At 69.2% G+C, this 15,320-nt stretch carries 16 protein-coding genes; 10 read left to right on the forward strand and 6 right to left on the reverse strand.

Annotation, left to right across the window (positions count from 1 at the left end):
* Nucleotides 1-178: 178 nt before the first annotated feature.
* The 8 genes from ACZYYX_RS04495 to ACZYYX_RS04530 all read left to right on the forward strand — a co-directional run bounded on the left by ACZYYX_RS04495 (nucleotide 179) and on the right by ACZYYX_RS04530 (nucleotide 8,690).
* The gene (locus tag ACZYYX_RS04495; protein ID WP_463813224.1) at nucleotides 179-1,780 is read left to right on the forward strand and encodes a thiamine pyrophosphate-binding protein; all 1,602 of its coding nucleotides are present in this window, start codon (nucleotides 179-181) and stop codon (nucleotides 1,778-1,780) included.
* A 9-nt stretch (nucleotides 1,781-1,789) separates the two neighbouring features.
* On the forward strand, nucleotides 1,790-3,265 hold the full coding sequence (locus tag ACZYYX_RS04500; protein ID WP_463813225.1) for a sodium:solute symporter family protein: 1,476 nt from the start codon (nucleotides 1,790-1,792) through the stop codon (nucleotides 3,263-3,265).
* 94 nt (nucleotides 3,266-3,359) lie between these two features.
* Nucleotides 3,360-4,382 carry a substrate-binding domain-containing protein gene (locus tag ACZYYX_RS04505; RefSeq protein WP_463813227.1) on the forward strand — a complete coding sequence of 341 codons (1,023 nt, stop codon included), beginning with the start codon at nucleotides 3,360-3,362 and terminating at the stop codon, nucleotides 4,380-4,382.
* Nucleotides 4,379-5,374, forward strand: a complete 996-nt coding sequence (locus ACZYYX_RS04510) for an ABC transporter permease (RefSeq protein ID WP_463813228.1) — start codon at nucleotides 4,379-4,381, stop codon at nucleotides 5,372-5,374. Before ACZYYX_RS04505 ends, ACZYYX_RS04510 begins: the two co-directional genes overlap by 4 nt.
* Complete coding sequence (locus ACZYYX_RS04515; protein ID WP_463813230.1) at nucleotides 5,371-6,159, forward strand: ATP-binding cassette domain-containing protein; 789 nt, start codon at nucleotides 5,371-5,373, stop codon at nucleotides 6,157-6,159. Before ACZYYX_RS04510 ends, ACZYYX_RS04515 begins: the two co-directional genes overlap by 4 nt.
* A complete protein-coding gene (locus tag ACZYYX_RS04520; RefSeq protein WP_463813231.1) occupies nucleotides 6,137-7,045 on the forward strand; it encodes a PfkB family carbohydrate kinase in 909 nt (302 codons plus the stop codon). Before ACZYYX_RS04515 ends, ACZYYX_RS04520 begins: the two co-directional genes overlap by 23 nt.
* Nucleotides 7,042-7,692, forward strand: coding sequence for a nucleoside/nucleotide kinase family protein (locus ACZYYX_RS04525; protein ID WP_463813232.1), 651 nt, complete (start codon nucleotides 7,042-7,044; stop codon nucleotides 7,690-7,692). The genes ACZYYX_RS04520 and ACZYYX_RS04525 overlap by 4 nt, the downstream gene beginning before the upstream one ends.
* Entirely contained in the window at nucleotides 7,689-8,690 is a 1,002-nt protein-coding gene (locus ACZYYX_RS04530; RefSeq protein ID WP_463813233.1) for a LacI family DNA-binding transcriptional regulator, read from the forward strand. Before ACZYYX_RS04525 ends, ACZYYX_RS04530 begins: the two co-directional genes overlap by 4 nt.
* Here ACZYYX_RS04530 and ACZYYX_RS04535 read toward each other — a convergent pair.
* Together ACZYYX_RS04535 and ilvD are read right to left on the reverse strand one after the other, a co-directional pair.
* Nucleotides 8,687-9,301: a LysE family translocator gene (locus ACZYYX_RS04535; protein ID WP_463813234.1), complete on the reverse strand. Its 615-nt coding sequence runs from the start codon at nucleotides 9,299-9,301 to the stop codon at nucleotides 8,687-8,689. The genes ACZYYX_RS04530 and ACZYYX_RS04535 overlap by 4 nt on opposite strands.
* 7 nt (nucleotides 9,302-9,308) lie before the next feature.
* On the reverse strand, nucleotides 9,309-11,021 hold the full coding sequence (ilvD, locus tag ACZYYX_RS04540; RefSeq protein ID WP_463813235.1) for a dihydroxy-acid dehydratase: 1,713 nt from the start codon (nucleotides 11,019-11,021) through the stop codon (nucleotides 9,309-9,311).
* 78 nt (nucleotides 11,022-11,099) lie between these two features.
* Between ilvD and ACZYYX_RS04545 the strand changes: the two genes are divergently transcribed.
* Both ACZYYX_RS04545 and ricR read left to right on the forward strand, forming a co-directional pair.
* Nucleotides 11,100-11,663, forward strand: a complete 564-nt coding sequence (locus ACZYYX_RS04545; protein WP_463813236.1) for a DUF305 domain-containing protein — start codon at nucleotides 11,100-11,102, stop codon at nucleotides 11,661-11,663.
* A complete protein-coding gene (ricR, locus tag ACZYYX_RS04550) occupies nucleotides 11,660-11,974 on the forward strand; it encodes a copper-sensing transcriptional repressor RicR (protein ID WP_463813237.1) in 315 nt (104 codons plus the stop codon). The genes ACZYYX_RS04545 and ricR overlap by 4 nt, the downstream gene beginning before the upstream one ends.
* On the opposite strand, the gene ACZYYX_RS04555 is transcribed toward ricR, so the two are convergent.
* The 4 genes from ACZYYX_RS04555 to ACZYYX_RS04570 all read right to left on the reverse strand — a co-directional run bounded on the left by ACZYYX_RS04555 (nucleotide 11,971) and on the right by ACZYYX_RS04570 (nucleotide 15,274).
* Nucleotides 11,971-13,236 carry an HNH endonuclease signature motif containing protein gene (locus ACZYYX_RS04555; RefSeq protein ID WP_463813238.1) on the reverse strand — a complete coding sequence of 422 codons (1,266 nt, stop codon included), beginning with the start codon at nucleotides 13,234-13,236 and terminating at the stop codon, nucleotides 11,971-11,973. The genes ricR and ACZYYX_RS04555 overlap by 4 nt on opposite strands.
* 69 nt (nucleotides 13,237-13,305) lie before the next feature.
* The gene (locus ACZYYX_RS04560) at nucleotides 13,306-13,611 is read right to left on the reverse strand and encodes a hypothetical protein (RefSeq protein ID WP_463813239.1); all 306 of its coding nucleotides are present in this window, start codon (nucleotides 13,609-13,611) and stop codon (nucleotides 13,306-13,308) included.
* A gap of 68 nt (nucleotides 13,612-13,679) precedes the next feature.
* Nucleotides 13,680-14,903 carry an esterase/lipase family protein gene (locus ACZYYX_RS04565; RefSeq protein ID WP_463813240.1) on the reverse strand — a complete coding sequence of 408 codons (1,224 nt, stop codon included), beginning with the start codon at nucleotides 14,901-14,903 and terminating at the stop codon, nucleotides 13,680-13,682.
* 71 nt (nucleotides 14,904-14,974) lie between these two features.
* Nucleotides 14,975-15,274, reverse strand: coding sequence for a thiamine-binding protein (locus tag ACZYYX_RS04570; protein WP_463813242.1), 300 nt, complete (start codon nucleotides 15,272-15,274; stop codon nucleotides 14,975-14,977).
* Between the last annotated feature and the right edge of the window lie 46 nt (nucleotides 15,275-15,320).

Here is a 15,320-nt window from a genome sequence, read left to right on the forward strand (position 1 = left end):
ACAGCGCGCACTTCACGCGCCATCGACGGGATTGGCAGCTGCATTGCGCCACAATCTCCGCGTGAGCCGGTAGATCGTGATCGAGTCCCTGATCGCGACGACCGAACTGCTTGCGGGAGGGTAGGCGCGGCTTTAGCGTGAGCCGCACCGCATCCCCTCACCCCGACAAGGACCCGCGATGGACCGCAACGGTGGCGATGTCGTCGTCGAGACGTTGACGGCACTCGGTGTGTCCCACGTGTTCGGGATTCCCGGGCAGAACGCGCTGGGGTTGTTCGACGCCATCCGCAGGAGCGACCTGACGTTCGTCAGCTCTCGGGTGGAGAACAACTCGGCGTTCGGCGCTGACGGGTACGCGCGCGCCACCGGCGACGTCGGGGTCCTGTTCCTCTCGACCGGACCGGGGGCGCTGACCGCGCTCGGAGCGCTCCAGGAGGCGTACGCAACCGGGGTGCCCGTGCTGGTGATCGCGAGCCAGGTGCCTCGGGCGTACATGGGGCTGCGCCGCGGCGCCCTGCACCAACTCGACGACCAGGCGCTCAGCGCGCGCAACGTCACCAAAAGCACTGCGGTGGCCATGAACTCGGCACAGTTGCCGAGTCTCCTGGCCGACGCCTGGTCGCTGGCTCAGTCGGCGCCCGCCGGGCCGACGTGGGTCGAGGTTCCGCAGGACGTGCTGCTCGACGCCGCCGCCGTGCCGCCGGTGACCTCGGTGTCCACCTCGGTCAGCGCCCGCGCTCCCCGGGAGGATGTCGTCGCCGCGGCGGCGGCGCTGCTGGACTCGGCGCAGCGGCCCGTGATCCTCGCCGGGGGTGGCGTCCGCCGCTCACCGGGCGGCCCGCAGGCCCTGGTCGCTCTCGCCGAACTGCTCGACGCCCCGGTGGTGTCGACCGTCGGCGGAAAGGGGGCGATCCGGTTCGACCATGCCCTCTCCGCCGCGTCGTGGATCGAGGACCGGTTCACCACCGAACTGCTCGCCGGGGCCGACGTACTGGTGGCGGTCGGGACCGCGATGGGCGAGGTGACCAGCAACTACTGGAGTCTGCAGCCGTCGGGCACGGTCATCCACGTCGATGCCGAGGAGCGCGTACTGGGGGCCAATCACCCGGCGTTGGCCGTGCATGCTGACGCCGCACGAGCCCTGACCGAGATCGCCGGGCGGGTGACACCGCGCCAGACGACGACGGGTGCCGACATCGCTGCCGCCCTGCGGGCGGCCGTCGAGGAGCGTCTCGCCGCGCAGGACGTCGCCGCCGAACTGGCGTTGATGCGTGCCCTGCGATCCGCCGCTCCCGCTGCGGCACAGACATTTTGGGACATGACCATCGCTGCGTACTGGGCGTGGTCGGCGTGGGATCCGCGCGACGGGCAGTTCCACTCCGCCCAGGGCGCCGGCGGGTTGGGCTTCGCCTTCCCGGCCGCGCTGGCGGCCGCAATCGGCACCGGGCACCGGACGCTGGCCGTGTCCGGCGACGGTGGGGCGATGTACTCGATCGCCGAACTGGCCACCGCCCGTCAGCACGATGCGGACGTCACGTGGTTGATCGTCGACGACGGCGGCTACGGCATCTTGCGTGAGTACATGACCGAGGAGTTCGGCCAGGCCACCGCCACCGAACTGGCTCGGCCCGACTTCGCGTCGCTCGCAACCAGTTTCGGTGTTCCGGCGCACACGGCCACGCTGGCCGACGTCGGTGACGTCGTGGCACGCACCTTCGAGACGCGCGGGCCTGCCGTCGTCGTACTCCGCGCAACGCTGCGGATGTTCTCAGTCACCTAGGAGGTCACCATGGGCAAGCCGCTCGACATCGCGATCATCGTCGTCTACCTCCTCGCCATGCTGGCCTTCGGCTTCTGGGGCAAGACCAGGACCAAGGACTCGGCCGACTTCCTCGTCGCCGGACGGCGCCTCGGTCCCACGCTCTACACGGGCACGATGGCGGCGGTGGTGCTCGGCGGCGCGTCCACCGTCGGTGGTGTCGGTCTCGGCTACAAGTGGGGTCTGTCGGGTATGTGGCTGGTCGTCGCGATCGCCGTCGGGCTGCTGGCGCTGAGCCTGCTGTTCGCCGGCCGCATCCAACGGCTCAAGGTGTACACCGTCGCGCAGATGCTGCGGTTGCGCTACGACGTCGACGCGACGTCGGCATCCGGCATCGTGATGGCGGCCTACACCTTGATGCTGTCGGTGACGTCGACGATCGCCTACGCGACGGTGTTCAACGTGTTGTTCGGAACCGACCGCACGGTCTCGGTCCTGATCGGTGGCCTCACCGTGATGCTGTACTCGTCGATCGGCGGGATGTGGTCGATCACGCTGACCGACATGGTGCAGTTCGTCCTCAAGACCATCGGCATCTTCGCCCTGCTGCTGCCGTTCACCCTCAGCAAGGCCGGCGGCTTCGCCGGGATCCGGGAGCGCGCGGGTGACGCTGCGTTCGACCTCGGCCACATCGGAATGCCCACCATCATCACGTTTTTCGTCGTGTACAGCTTCGGCATGCTCATCGGCCAGGACATCTGGCAGCGGGTGTTCACCGCCCGCTCGCCGCAGGTAGCGAAGTGGGGTGGCACCACCGCCGCGCTGTACTGCGTGCTGTACGGGATCGCGGGTGCGCTGATCGGGACGGCGGCCTCGACCTTCCTACCCGACGTGGAAACCTCCGACGACGTCTACGCTCAGATCGCGGAAACCATTCTGCCCGTGGGCATCAGCGGCATCGTGCTGGCCGCGGCAGTGGCGGCGATGATGTCGACCGCCTCGGGTGCGCTGATCGCCACCGCCACCGTCGCCCGCACCGATGTGAAACCGCTGCTGGCACGGACGTTCGGGCGCACTGCGGAGACAGCTCCGGACGCCGAGCGGGATGTGCACACCGACCGCCGCTACGTGGTGGCCCTGGGCATCGTGGTCATCGTGATCGCCGCGCTGCTCGACGACGTGGTGGCCGCGCTGACCATCGCCTACGACATCCTCGTCGGCGGACTGCTGGTCGCCATCCTCGGTGGCTTCCTGTGGCGGCGGGCGACCGGTACCGGCGCGCTGTGGTCCATGGCGGTCGGTACGGTCGTCACCCTGGGCACGATGGCGGTGGTCGGTGACGTGCTGGCCAACGAGCCGATCTATTACGGCCTTGCTGCCAGCCTCGTCGTGTACGTGGTTGCCAGCCTCGCCACCCCGAAGACGTCGCCGGAGGTGCTGGCCGAGTGGGATGCCCGGCTGGCGGGCCGCGAGCGGGCGGACGCGGCGAGAACCGGTTTGGAGTAATTTCGCGAAAGCGCATGCGCAAGCGCTTGCCTTCCACTTAGGCTCCCGTCCAACCGCGGCGCGTCGGGCGCCGCCCGGGGACAAGGGAGTCCACATGGTCGGCACCGTTGGCAGGCGCAAGAGCGCGGCGTTCGCGATCGGATCGGTGGTGATGGCCGGTTCACTGGTGTTGGGGCTGAGCGGGTGTAGCGGCGGCTCCGGATCGGACAGCGTCAAGGTCGGCCTGATCACCAAGACCGACTCCAACCCGTACTTCGTGAAACTCCGCGAGGCCGCGCAGGCGCAGGCAGACAAGGACGGCGCCCAGCTGGTCGCCCTGGCGGGTGCGTTCGACGGCGACAACGAAGGCCAGGTCACCGCGATCGAGAACATGGTCGGCCAGGGCGTCAAAGGCATTCTGATCACGCCGAACTCGTCGACCGGCGTGCTCGACGCGATCAAGCGGGCCCGCGATGCGGGCGTCATCGTCATCGCGCTCGACACGGCGACCGATCCCGAGGACGCGGTCGACGCCACCTTCGCCACCGACAACAAAGCCGCGGGCGTCAGCCAGGGCAAGTGGGTGAAGGCGGCCCTCGGCAACGCCGCCCCGCAGGTCGTGATGCTCGACGGCACACCCGGCGGCACCGTGGACACGTTCCGCCACGACGGCTTCCTCGAGGGCTTCGGCATCACGAACAACTCGCCCGAGATCGTCGGGCAGGAGAACACCAACGGCGATCAGACCAAGGCGCAGACCGCGATGGAGAACATCCTGCAGCGCGCGCCGCAGATCAACGCGCTGTACACGATCAACGAGCCGGCAGCCGCCGGCGCCTACCAGGCCATCCAGTCGGCCGGCCGGGCCGCGCAGATCACCATCGGCTCGATCGACGGCAGCTGCACCGGTGTGGCCGACGTCAAGGCCGGCAAGATCGGCGCGACGGTCATGCAGTTCCCGGCGAAGATGGCCGAGCTCGGCGTGCAGGCCGTCGTCAAGTTCGCCAAGGACGGCACCAAGCCCAGCGGCTTCAACGACACGGGTTCCGAACTCATCACCGACAAGCCCATGCCGGGCCTGCCGTCGAAGGACACCGCCTGGGGTGAGCAGAACTGCTGGGGTACCGCCGGGTCATGACGAGCGGCGTTGCACCACAAACGAAGCCGTCGTTGTCGAGTCGGCTGACGGTATCGAACCTCCTGCGTGAACCCCTGCTCGGCCCGCTGGTCGCGCTCGTCCTGGCGATCATCATCTTCAGCGTCATCTCGGACTCGTTCCTCGAGCCGCAGAACGTGTCGCTGATCCTGCAGCAGTCGGTGGTCGTGGGCATCCTGGCGGTCGGGCAGACGCTGATCATCCTGACCTCCGGCATCGACCTGTCGATCGGGGCGGTGGCCGTCTTCGGGACCATCGTGATGGCCCAGAGTGCCGGTGCGAACGGGCCGGTCGTCGCCCTGGGGTCCACCTTGGCTGTCTGCGTGGTGTTCGGCGCGCTCAACGGTGGGCTCGTCACCGCCTTGCGGTTGCCGCCGTTCATCGTCACCCTCGGGACGTTCACGGCGATCCAGGCCGCCACCCGGCTGCTCGCCGGCTCGGAGACCTACCGCGTCACGCCGGGACCGCTGACGTTCCTGGGCACGTCGTTCCGGATCGGGACGTTCTCGACGACGTTCGGTGTCGTCGCGATGCTGCTGGTCTACCTCGTGACGTGGTACGCGCTGTCCCAAACCGCGTGGGGCAAGCACGTGTACGCGGTCGGCGGTAACCCGCAGGCATCCGATCTGTCCGGCATCAAATCCGGCCGGGTGCTGCTGTCGGTGTACGTCACCACCGGCGTGATCGCCGCGATCGCGGCGTGGGCTGCGCTGGGCCGCATCCCCAACGCGGACCCGAACGCGTACCAGAACGCCAACCTCGAGACCATCACCGCGGTGGTCATCGGGGGGACGAGCCTGTTCGGCGGTCGCGGCGGCGTCGGCGGCACGCTGGTAGGCACGCTGATCGTCGGCGTGCTGCGTAACGGGCTCACCCAGGCGGGCGTCGACAACCTCTACCAGAACATCGCCACCGGGGTCCTGGTGATCGTCGCGGTGGCTCTGGATCAGTTCACCCGCAGGAGATCACGATGACCACCACGACGAACCCAGCTCTGGAAGCGCACGGCCTCGTCAAGAAGTACGGAAACGTGACCGCGATCAACGGTGCCGATTTCGAGCTACGCGCCGGGGAGGTGCTCGCCGTCATCGGTGACAACGGTGCGGGTAAGAGCAGCCTGATCAAAGCTCTTGCCGGCGCGGTGATTCCGGACTCGGGTCAGATCCTGATGAACGGGCAACCGGTGTCGTTCAAGAACACCCGAGACGCACGTGCCGCCGGAATCGAGACGGTGTACCAGGATCTCGCGGTGGTGCCGGCCCTCGACATCGCCTCGAATCTGTACCTCGGCCGAGAGGTCCGGCGAAAAGGCGTCGCGGGCAGCGTCTTCCGTCGCCTCGACATGCCGCGCATGCGTCAGGACGCCTCCCGCCACCTGTCTGATCTGAAGATCGGCATCAAGGCGGTCAGCCAGGCCGTCGAGACGCTGTCCGGTGGGCAACGTCAGGGTGTCGCGGTGGCTCGTGCGGCGGCGTTCGGCCGCGGGGTGATCATCATGGACGAGCCGACCGCCGCACTCGGTGTGCGGGAGTCGGGGCAGGTGATCGACCTGATCAAATCCATTCGGGACCGCGGTATTCCGGTGGTGCTCATCAGCCACGACATGCCGCATGTCTTCGAGGTGGCCGATCGCATCCACATCCACCGGCTGGGGCAGCGTGCCGGCGTCGTCGACCCCAAGCAGCGGTCGATGTCCGAGGTGGTGGCACTGATGACCGGCGCGGAGGAGCCGACCGATGAGGAACGCGCCGGCCTCTGAGCCGCGGGGGATCTTCGTCGGCCTGGCGACCCTCGACGTCATCCACCGCATCACCGAGCCGCCCGCGGTGAACCAGAAGATCACCGCAGCAGCGCAATTCGTCGCAGCCGGCGGTCCGGCCGCGAACGCGGCGGTGACGTTCGCCGCGCTCGGCGGTGACGCGGTCCTGGTCACCGCACTGGGAACCGATCCGGTCGCCGACCTCGTCCGCAGCGACCTGGTGGCCTACGGCGTCGAGGTGATCGACGCCGCGGCGGGAACAGCTCGCCCGGTCCCGGTGTCCAGTGTGTCGGTCGTGGACGCGACCGGGGACCGCTCGGTGGTCTCCCTCGACGCGGTCGCCTCCGACGCAGCCGCACCGGCGGCCCTCGACGACCTCGTCGCCGGCGCCGACGTCGTGCTGGTCGACGGGCACCACCCGGTCATCGGGGTCGCTGCGGCACGCGCGGCTGCCGCTGCGCAGGTGCCCTGCGTCGTCGACGCGGGCCGGTGGAAATCGGTGATGAGCGTCCTCGTCGCGCATGCACCGGACATGGTGTGCTCCGGCGACTTTCGCACCCCCGGCGCCGAGAGCGCCGAGGCGACCGCCGCCGCGCTTCTCGGCGACGGTGTGCCCACTGTCGTCATCACCGGCGGCGCTGCGCCGGTCCGGTGGTGGTCGGACGGTGAGTCCGGCACCGTCGCGGTGCCGCAGGTGCAGGCCCGCGACACCCTGGGCGCCGGGGACGCGTTCCACGGCGCATACTGCTACTTCGGTGCGGCCGGTGCAGTCCGCCTGACCGAGCGCATCGAAGCCGCGGCGCGAGTCGCCGCGCTGCGGTGCTCGGTGATCGGACCGCGGGCCTGGCTGGCCGAACTCTCCCACGATCGAAGGCGGCAAGGGTGACCATCGAGCAGGACGTCGACACCGCCACCGTCGAGCAGCTGATCGCCTGGGCGCGGGCGCTGGTCACGCCCGGTACCCGGCGCATCCTCGGGCTGACCGGCGCGCCGGGGGCCGGAAAGTCCACCGTCGCAGAACAACTGGTCGACGCGCTCGGCCCCCGCGATGCGGTGCTGGTGCCGATGGACGGCTTCCACCTGGCCAACGAGGTGCTGCTCGACCTGGGCCGGCGCGATCGCAAGGGCGCGCACGACACGTTCGACGACGGCGGCTACGCGCGGCTGCTCGACGCGCTGCGCACACAGCGCGACGGTGACGCCGTGATCTATGCCCCGCGGTTCCGGCGCGAGATCGAGGAACCGATCGGCTCGTCGATCCCGGTGCACGCGTCGATCCCGCTGGTGGTCACCGAGGGCAACTATCTGCTGCTGGACTCCGGTGCCTGGCCGGATGCCCGCGCCTGCGTCGACGAGGTGTGGTTCCTGGCCCCGGACACCGGGATTCGGCACGAGCGGCTGGTGCGCCGGCACGAGGCGTTCGGAAAGTCGCCGCAGGAGGCGGAGTTCTGGGCACTGGGATCCGACGAGCGCAACGCCCAGCTGATCGAGTCGACAGCCGGCCGGGCCGATCGCATTCTGCGGTTGCCATGACCACGATGGGCGACGTCGCGCGCTTGGCCGGAGTCTCCGCGTCCACGGTCTCGCACGTGATCAACGGGACCCGTCGGGTGGACACCCGCACGCGGCTGCGGGTCGAGGCGGCGATCGCCGAGACCGGCTACCGCCGCAACGGCGTGGCCCGCTCGCTGGCGGCCGGGCGCACCCACACGGTGGGGCTGTCGATCTCGGCGCTGACCAACCCGTACTTCGGCAACCTCGTGCACGCGGTCGAGACGGCGCTCTCGGAAGCGGGTTACGTGCTGATCGTCGGCGACTCGCACGACAACGCGGAATCAGAGAAGCGGGTCACCGACTCCCTGCTGGACCGGCAGGCCGACGGGATGATCGTCGCCCCTGCGGCCGGCTCGGAGCGGACGACGTTGCCGGCGATCGTGCGCACCGGCACGCCGCTGGTCCTCATCGACCGTGCCGTCGACATCGACTGCGATCAGGTGGGGGCCGAGAACGTCGAGTCGGCGCGCGCCCTCACCGAGCACCTGCTCGAGCACGGGCACCGACGGATCGCCGTGGTGCGCGGCATCGCCGGAATCTCCTCCACTGTCGAGCGATTCGACGGGTACGCCGCCGCCCTGGCCGCCCACGACATCCCCCTCGACCCCGCCCTGGTGATCGACGGTGAGTCGAGCACCGACGTCGCCGAACGTGAGGTGCGCGCCGCGATGGGCGTCGAGAACCGGCCCACCGCGCTGGTCTCGATGAACAACGCGATGACCATCGGCGCCCTCAAGGCGCTGCGCAGCCTCGACCTGGCGATCCCGTCCGACGTCGCGTTCGCCTGCTATGACGACTTCGAATGGTCGGATCTGTTCGAGCCAAAGCTGACCGCGGCGGCGCAGGACATCGAGACCATCGGCGCCACCGCGGCTCAACTGCTGCTGCGGCGCGTGCGTGAACCCCACGGTGTGACACAACGCATTCGGGTGCCGACGTCGTTCCATCGCCGCAACTCGTGCGGCTGCCGGGGCTAGCGGGAGGCGAGCGCCATCCGCGCGGCCAGCGCCACGTACGTCGCGGCGAACGTCTTGCGCAGCCCCCTCACGACGCGCGGGCGGCTGATCACGTGGCTGCGCACCGCCGCGGCGAACACGCCGTAGGCCGCGAACACCACCAGCGTCATCGCCATGAAAACCGCTGACAGCACGAGCATCTCGCCGACGACAGAACCGGCGGCGGGGTCGACGAACTGAGGCAGGAAGGCGAAGAAGAACAGCGTCAGCTTCGGATTGAGCGTGTTGACCGCGATCGCGGTGCCGATGATGCGCCACGATCCCGGCGGGGCGGCGGGTGCGTCGGCGGCGACCAGGTCGGAGTCGTCACGCCAGGTGACCCACGCCAGGTACAGCAGATAGGCCACCCCGAGGTACTTCACGGTCTGGAACGCGATGGCGCTGCTGTGCATGATCGCGGCGAGCCCGCTCACCGCGGCCAGCATATGCGGCACGATGCCCAGCGTGCACCCGACCGCGGCCAGCAGCGACGCCCGCGTGCCGTGCGAGAGGCCGCTGGCCACGGTGTAGAGCGCGCCGGTGCCCGGCGTGATCACCACGATCAGGCTGGTCAGCAGGAACGCCGCAGTCATCGCGAATTTAGCTGCAGACCGCGCCGACGGCCGCCGAGCCGACCAGCTTGGTGTACTTGGCCAGCACGCCGGTCTTGTACACCGGGGGCAGCGGAGTGAATCCGGCCTTGCGCGAATCGAATTCGGCCTCGTCCACCAGGATGTCCAACGTCCCGTTGGCCACGTCGAGGCGGATGCGGTCACCGTCGCGGACGAATGCGATCGGGCCGCCGTCCACGGCCTCCGGCGCGATGTGGCCCACGCACAGCCCCGTTGTGCCACCGGAGAACCGGCCGTCGGTCATCAGCAGCACGTCCTTGCCCAACCCCGCGCCCTTGATCGCGCCCGTGATCGCCAGCATCTCCCGCATGCCGGGTCCGCCCTTGGGGCCTTCGTAGCGGATCACCACGACGTCGCCGTGGGTGATCGTGCCGTCCTCCAGCGCATCGAGCGCGGCGCGCTCGCGCTCGAAAACCCGTGCGGTGCCCTCGAACACGTCGGAGTCGAAGCCGGCGGACTTCACCACCGCGCCCTCCGGTGCCAACGAGCCGTGCAGGATCGTGATACCGCCGGTGGGGTGGATCGGATTGTTCATCGCCCGCAGCACCTTGCCGTCCGGATCCGGCGGCTCGATGTGGGCCAGGTTCTCGGCCATGGTCTGACCGGTGACGGTGAGGCAATCCCCGTGCAGCAGACCGGCATCGAGTAGCGCCTTCATCACCACGGGCACGCCGCCGATCTCGTCGACGTGCTTCATCACGTGGCGGCCGAACGGCTTCACGTCGGCCAGGTGGGGCACCTTGTTCCCGATGCGGGTGAAATCGGCGAGCGTCAACTCGACCTGGGCCTCCCACGCGATGGCCAGCAGGTGCAGCACCGCGTTGGTGGACCCGCCGAACGCCATGACGACGGCGATCGCGTTCTCGAACGCCTCCTTGGTCAGGATGTCGCGTGCGGTGATGCCGCGGCGCAGCATCTCGACGACGGCGGCGCCGGACCTGCGCGCGTAGTCCTCGCGCCGGGTGTCGACGGCCAGCGGGGAGGCGCTGCCCGGCAGCGACAGGCCGAGCGCTTCGGCGGCAGACGCCATCGTGTTGGCGGTGTACATGCCGCCGCAGGCACCCTCGCCGGGACAGATGGCACGCTCGATGATGTCGACGTCCTCGCGGGACATCAACCCGCGGGCGCAGGCGCCGACGGCCTCGAAGGCGTCGATGATCGTGACTTCGCGCTCGGATCCGTCGGTCATCTTCGCGACGCCGGGCATGATCGAGCCGTTGTAGAGGAAGACGTTGGCGAGGTCCAGCCGCGCGGCCGCCATCAGCATGCCGGGGATGGACTTGTCGCAGCCGGCCAGCAGCACGGTGCCGTCGAGGCGCTCGGCCTGCACGACGGTCTCGACGCTGTCGGCGATGACCTCGCGGGAGACGAGCGAGAAGTGCATGCCCTCGTGGCCCATCGAGATCCCGTCGGACACCGAGATGGTGCCGAATTCCAGCGGGTAGCCGCCCGCCTCGTGGACCCCGGCCTTGACCGCTTGCGCCAACCGCTGCAGCGACATGTTGCACGGGGTGATCTCGTTCCACGACGAGCCGACCCCGATCTGGGGCTTGGCCCAGTCGTCGTCGCCCATGCCCACGGCGCGCAGCATCCCGCGGGCGGCCGTCTTCTCCAGCCCGTCGGTGACGTCGCGGCTGCGGGGCTTGATGTCCGGGGTCGCCGGGGTGTGCGAGTTGGGCATGCCGACGATTATGCGCCTGGCGTTTGCCCCGGCAAAACCAATATGGATACCCCCGTGGGGTACGGGTAGGGTGGCGGCATGTCGAAGGTCCGCCAAGCGCTCGCGGCAGTGGCTGCCGCTGCCGCGCTGGCCGGCTGCGGTGGGCCCGCTGCGGCACCGGGAACGCGGTCGACGACGGATACCCCCGTCATCGCCGGCGAGGCCGCCGGATACAACGCCGCCGACGTCACGTTCGCCGACGAGATGATCGACCGGCACCGGGCCGCGATCGCGCTCGCGGATGCGGTCCCGCGGCGCTCCACCAACGCCGACGTGATCGGTCTGGCCCAGCGCATCGGAACGCAGCAGCAGCTCCAGATCAATGCCCTCAACGTCTTCCTCGTCCAGTGGGACCAACGGCCGAAGATGGCCGCCGGCCAGGCTCCGGCAGTGCTGGCGCAGCTGGAACCGCTGCAGGGCACGGCCTTCGATCGTCTGTGGCTGCAGTCGATGATCGACCAACACCGGGGATCGATCGCCGTGGCCAACGCCGAGATCGCGGGCGGCAAGAACGTCGACGTGGTGTCGATGGCGAAGACGATGGTGTCGACGCAGACGGCCGAACTCAACCAGATGACCACGATGCTGGAGGGCAGCCCGTGAGCAATGACAGCCATGCCGAGGACACCGATTCGCACGGGTACTCGGCGCAGAAGGAGAACTACGCCAAGCGGCTGCGCCGCATCGAGGGCCAGGTCCGAGGCATCGCCAAGATGATCGACGAGGACAAGTACTGCATCGACGTCCTCACCCAGATCAGCGCCGTCAACAGCGCCCTGCAGTCGGTGGCGCTGGGCCTGCTCGACGAGCACCTCGGCCACTGCGTCTCGCACGCCGTCGCCGCCGGGGGCGAGGAGGCCGACGCGAAGCTCGCCGAAGCCTCCGCCGCGATCGCGCGGCTGGTGCGCTCCTAGCTGTACCCAGACGGCTGACCGGGCGGCTCGTAGGGCTGGTACCACCACCAGTTCGCGCGTTCCCCGGTCGGACCGCGACATGGTGCGACATCCGGCGGTGGTTGGGTTGGCGGTCGTGCCAGCGACGCTGAGGTCAACGCTCGACCGACAGAGTCGGTGACGATGAGTTGGTCGGCGGGTCCGGTGATCGTGATCAGGCCACGGTGATGGGCCCGGTGGTGATACGGGCAGACCAGGGCGAGGTTCCACAGCTCGGTGGGGCCGCCGTCCTCCCAGTGCACCAGGTGATGGGCGTGCAGTGCGCGGGTCGCCCCGCACCCGGGGACCACGCAGACACGGTCGCGATGCTCGAGCGCCCGCCGTAGGCGCCGGTTCACCGTCCGGGTCGAACGCCCGGCCCCGATCACCTGCCCGTCGCGGTGAAACCACACCTCGCAGGTGGCATCACAGGCCAGGTACCGGCGGTCGCCGTCGGGCAGAACGGGCCCCAAGTGCAGGGCCGCGACTCGGCTGGCTACATCGACGTGCACGACCACGGTGGTGCGTTGCCCGTGCGGGCGGGCGATCGCTTCGGCGTCCCAGCTGGCGTCGACCAACCGCAGGAACGCCGCGGCGTTGCCGGGCATCGACGCCCGCCCATCAGGGTCGGTGGCCGTCCATTCGGAGATCAGCGCGTCACGGTGCGATGCCAGCGCCGCGTCGAAGGCGGCGTTTTCGACGTGTGGCAGCGCGATGTGCCAGTACGTGTACTGCTCATCGGAGGTCGTAGTGATCGAGACCTGCGGCCCCGGATCGACGACGGGCACGCCGTCCTCATCCTCTGCCTCGTCGTCGGGCCGCGGTTCCGGGATGGGTTTGGGTTGCATCTTCAACGCAGTGCGCAACTGGGTGACCGTCGCGGATTGCGCCATGGTGGCGAAGTGCTCGTCCGAGCCCGGCAGGCCATGCTCAGCGATCACCCCGACCTGATCAACGGAGAACCGGCCCTCCCGCAACCCCTCGATGCACTGCGGGAATTCGTCGTAGCGCGCCGCGATCGCCGCGATCGTCTGCCCCCGCGACGGCGACACCCCCGCCTTCCACGCCAGCCACCCCACGGTCGAGCGGGCTCCGGCCGCGGCCCACAGCTCGTCGCGGTCGATCTCGGCAGCGATCGCCACGATCCGCGCATCGATCGCATTGCGCTGCCCCGTCAGCTCCGCCAATTCCTCATGCAGCACCGACAACCGCTCATCGATGGCCAAGGAACTGCTCGGAGACATGACCCCAATCTCCCAGCGGCCACTGACAATTCACCCCGAGCCTGGGGATGAAAACGGCTCTGGGGATGACTACGCCGGCGGCACGTCCTCCGGCCGCTCGACGGCGATGTCGGTGCCGCGCGTGCGTAGCCTGCGGTGCTCGGCGTAGAGCCAGCCCACGCCGGACACCAGCCCGGCCGCTGACACCGCCGCGGCCACCAGTGCCAATCCGCTTCTGCCGACGGCGAACCCGCAGAGCGAGAGCGCGAACGCGATCAAACCGACCGCGATCATCGTGTGGCCCGGCCAGTTGGCCGCGTCCTTGAGTGTTTCGCCGGCCACCGGACCCAACGGCGCGGCCCGGTCGGGCGATGCGTGCTTGTCGTGTGTGTCCATATCTGTGAGTCGATGTGCGACAGGGGGTTCCGAACGTCGTTGTGCTGTGGTTTCGCTCACGCCCCAGCTCACTTGCGCGAAAGCCACTCGTGAAGACGCTGATAGATCTCCGGATGGTTGAGCAGATCGAAGTGGTGCAGACCGGTCAGCACCAGGCCGGCGTCGTCCTCGAAAGGCAGGCGGCGCTTGCGGCCGCGGCCCGATGCGCTGGCCGGACGCACCAGGTGATCGCCGACCACCATGCCGAGCGCGGTCGGTGCCGCCGAGGTCGCGACGAAGTGGTAGCGGGCCTGGGGGAGGAACGGCACCTCCCGGCACCGATCGCGCAGGAACTCGTCGGGGTCCGCCTCGGCCCAGTCGTCGTCGAGGACGGAGCCGAACCGCAGGTCCTTGATGCCGTCGCTGCGCAGATTGAGCAGCTCGGCGATCGCCCGTGTCTCACGCAGCCGGATCATCAGCCAGCTCGCGGCATTGACGCCTTTCTCCAGGTCAGCGCCGAGATGCGGAGAACCCAGGCACACCACCTGGCGGGTGGCCCGGCACCACCGGCGATTGCGCTCGTTGGCGTAGTGGCAGGCCGAGCGAGCCACCAGCCCGCCCATCGAATGGCCGATCAACGCGATGCGGCTGACCGGAACCGGCCACACCTCGAGGAGCCGGGTCAGCAGGTCGTCGAGAGAGCGCCCGTTGGTGGAGATGTGCAGACCGGTGTTGTAGCGGATCGCGATCGGCGTGTAGCCCAGATCCTCGTGCAGGCGTTCGCCATACCAGGTCGACGGCGCGCCGGTGGTCGGGCGCGGCGGACGGCGCCACGACGACTCCGTCTGGCAGAGCCCGTGGAGGAACACCGCGAGCTTGTCGGTGGGTTCGGGGAATGCGTCGTTGATCGCGCCGGGGGTCAACGCCACCGCGCGTCCGTCCACGCGGATCGCCATCGGAGCGGCGAACTCGTTGCCGCGCTCGGCCAGCTCGTCACCGTAGATGCCGTTGAGTGCGGCGATGGCCTCGGCGACACCCCTGCGCTCGTCGAGCGGCTGGTCGTCGTCGAAGGCGAGCCCCGCTGCGGCGAGCTCGGCGACTTTCGGAGGGACCCGCGCACCCGTCACGTCCAGTGCGTCGTAGACCGCGCCGGCGATCGCATCGTGAACGATCTCCACCGGCCGCGCCGCGGGACCGATGGAGCTGAACACGCGGCTTGCGATACCGGTGTGCACGCCGCGGACCAGTGTGTTCAGCACGCTCAGGCCCTCAGCCGCCACCTCGCCGAGGGACTGCATGTCCTTGGTGCGCATGCCGGAACCCCCTTCGGTGAACAGTTGTACTTACTCCAGGGTAAGGTTCTGACGCCGACGAGGCAACGTGCTCACTGACCGAGGGCGTCCTCGATGCGCGCCACCTTCGCGGTGAGCTGCCCGGTGTAACCCGGCCGGATATCGGCCTTGAGGACCAGGCTGACGCGCGGGGACACCGCGGCGACAGCATCGACGGCCTGTTTGACCACGGCCATCACCTCGTCCCACTCGCCCTCGATGTTGGTGAACATGGCGTTGGTCTCGTTGGGCAGACCCGAGGCGCGCACCACCCGCACCGCTTCGGCGACCGCGTCGCCCACTCCACCTTTCTGGTCCCCCGCCAGGGGGCTGATGCTGAATGCGACGATCATCCGTCGAGCCTACGGTCGCACCCGCGTAACACTCGGCGCCGCGGCG

Source organism: Mycobacterium sp. IDUB_1, assembly GCF_055419625.1.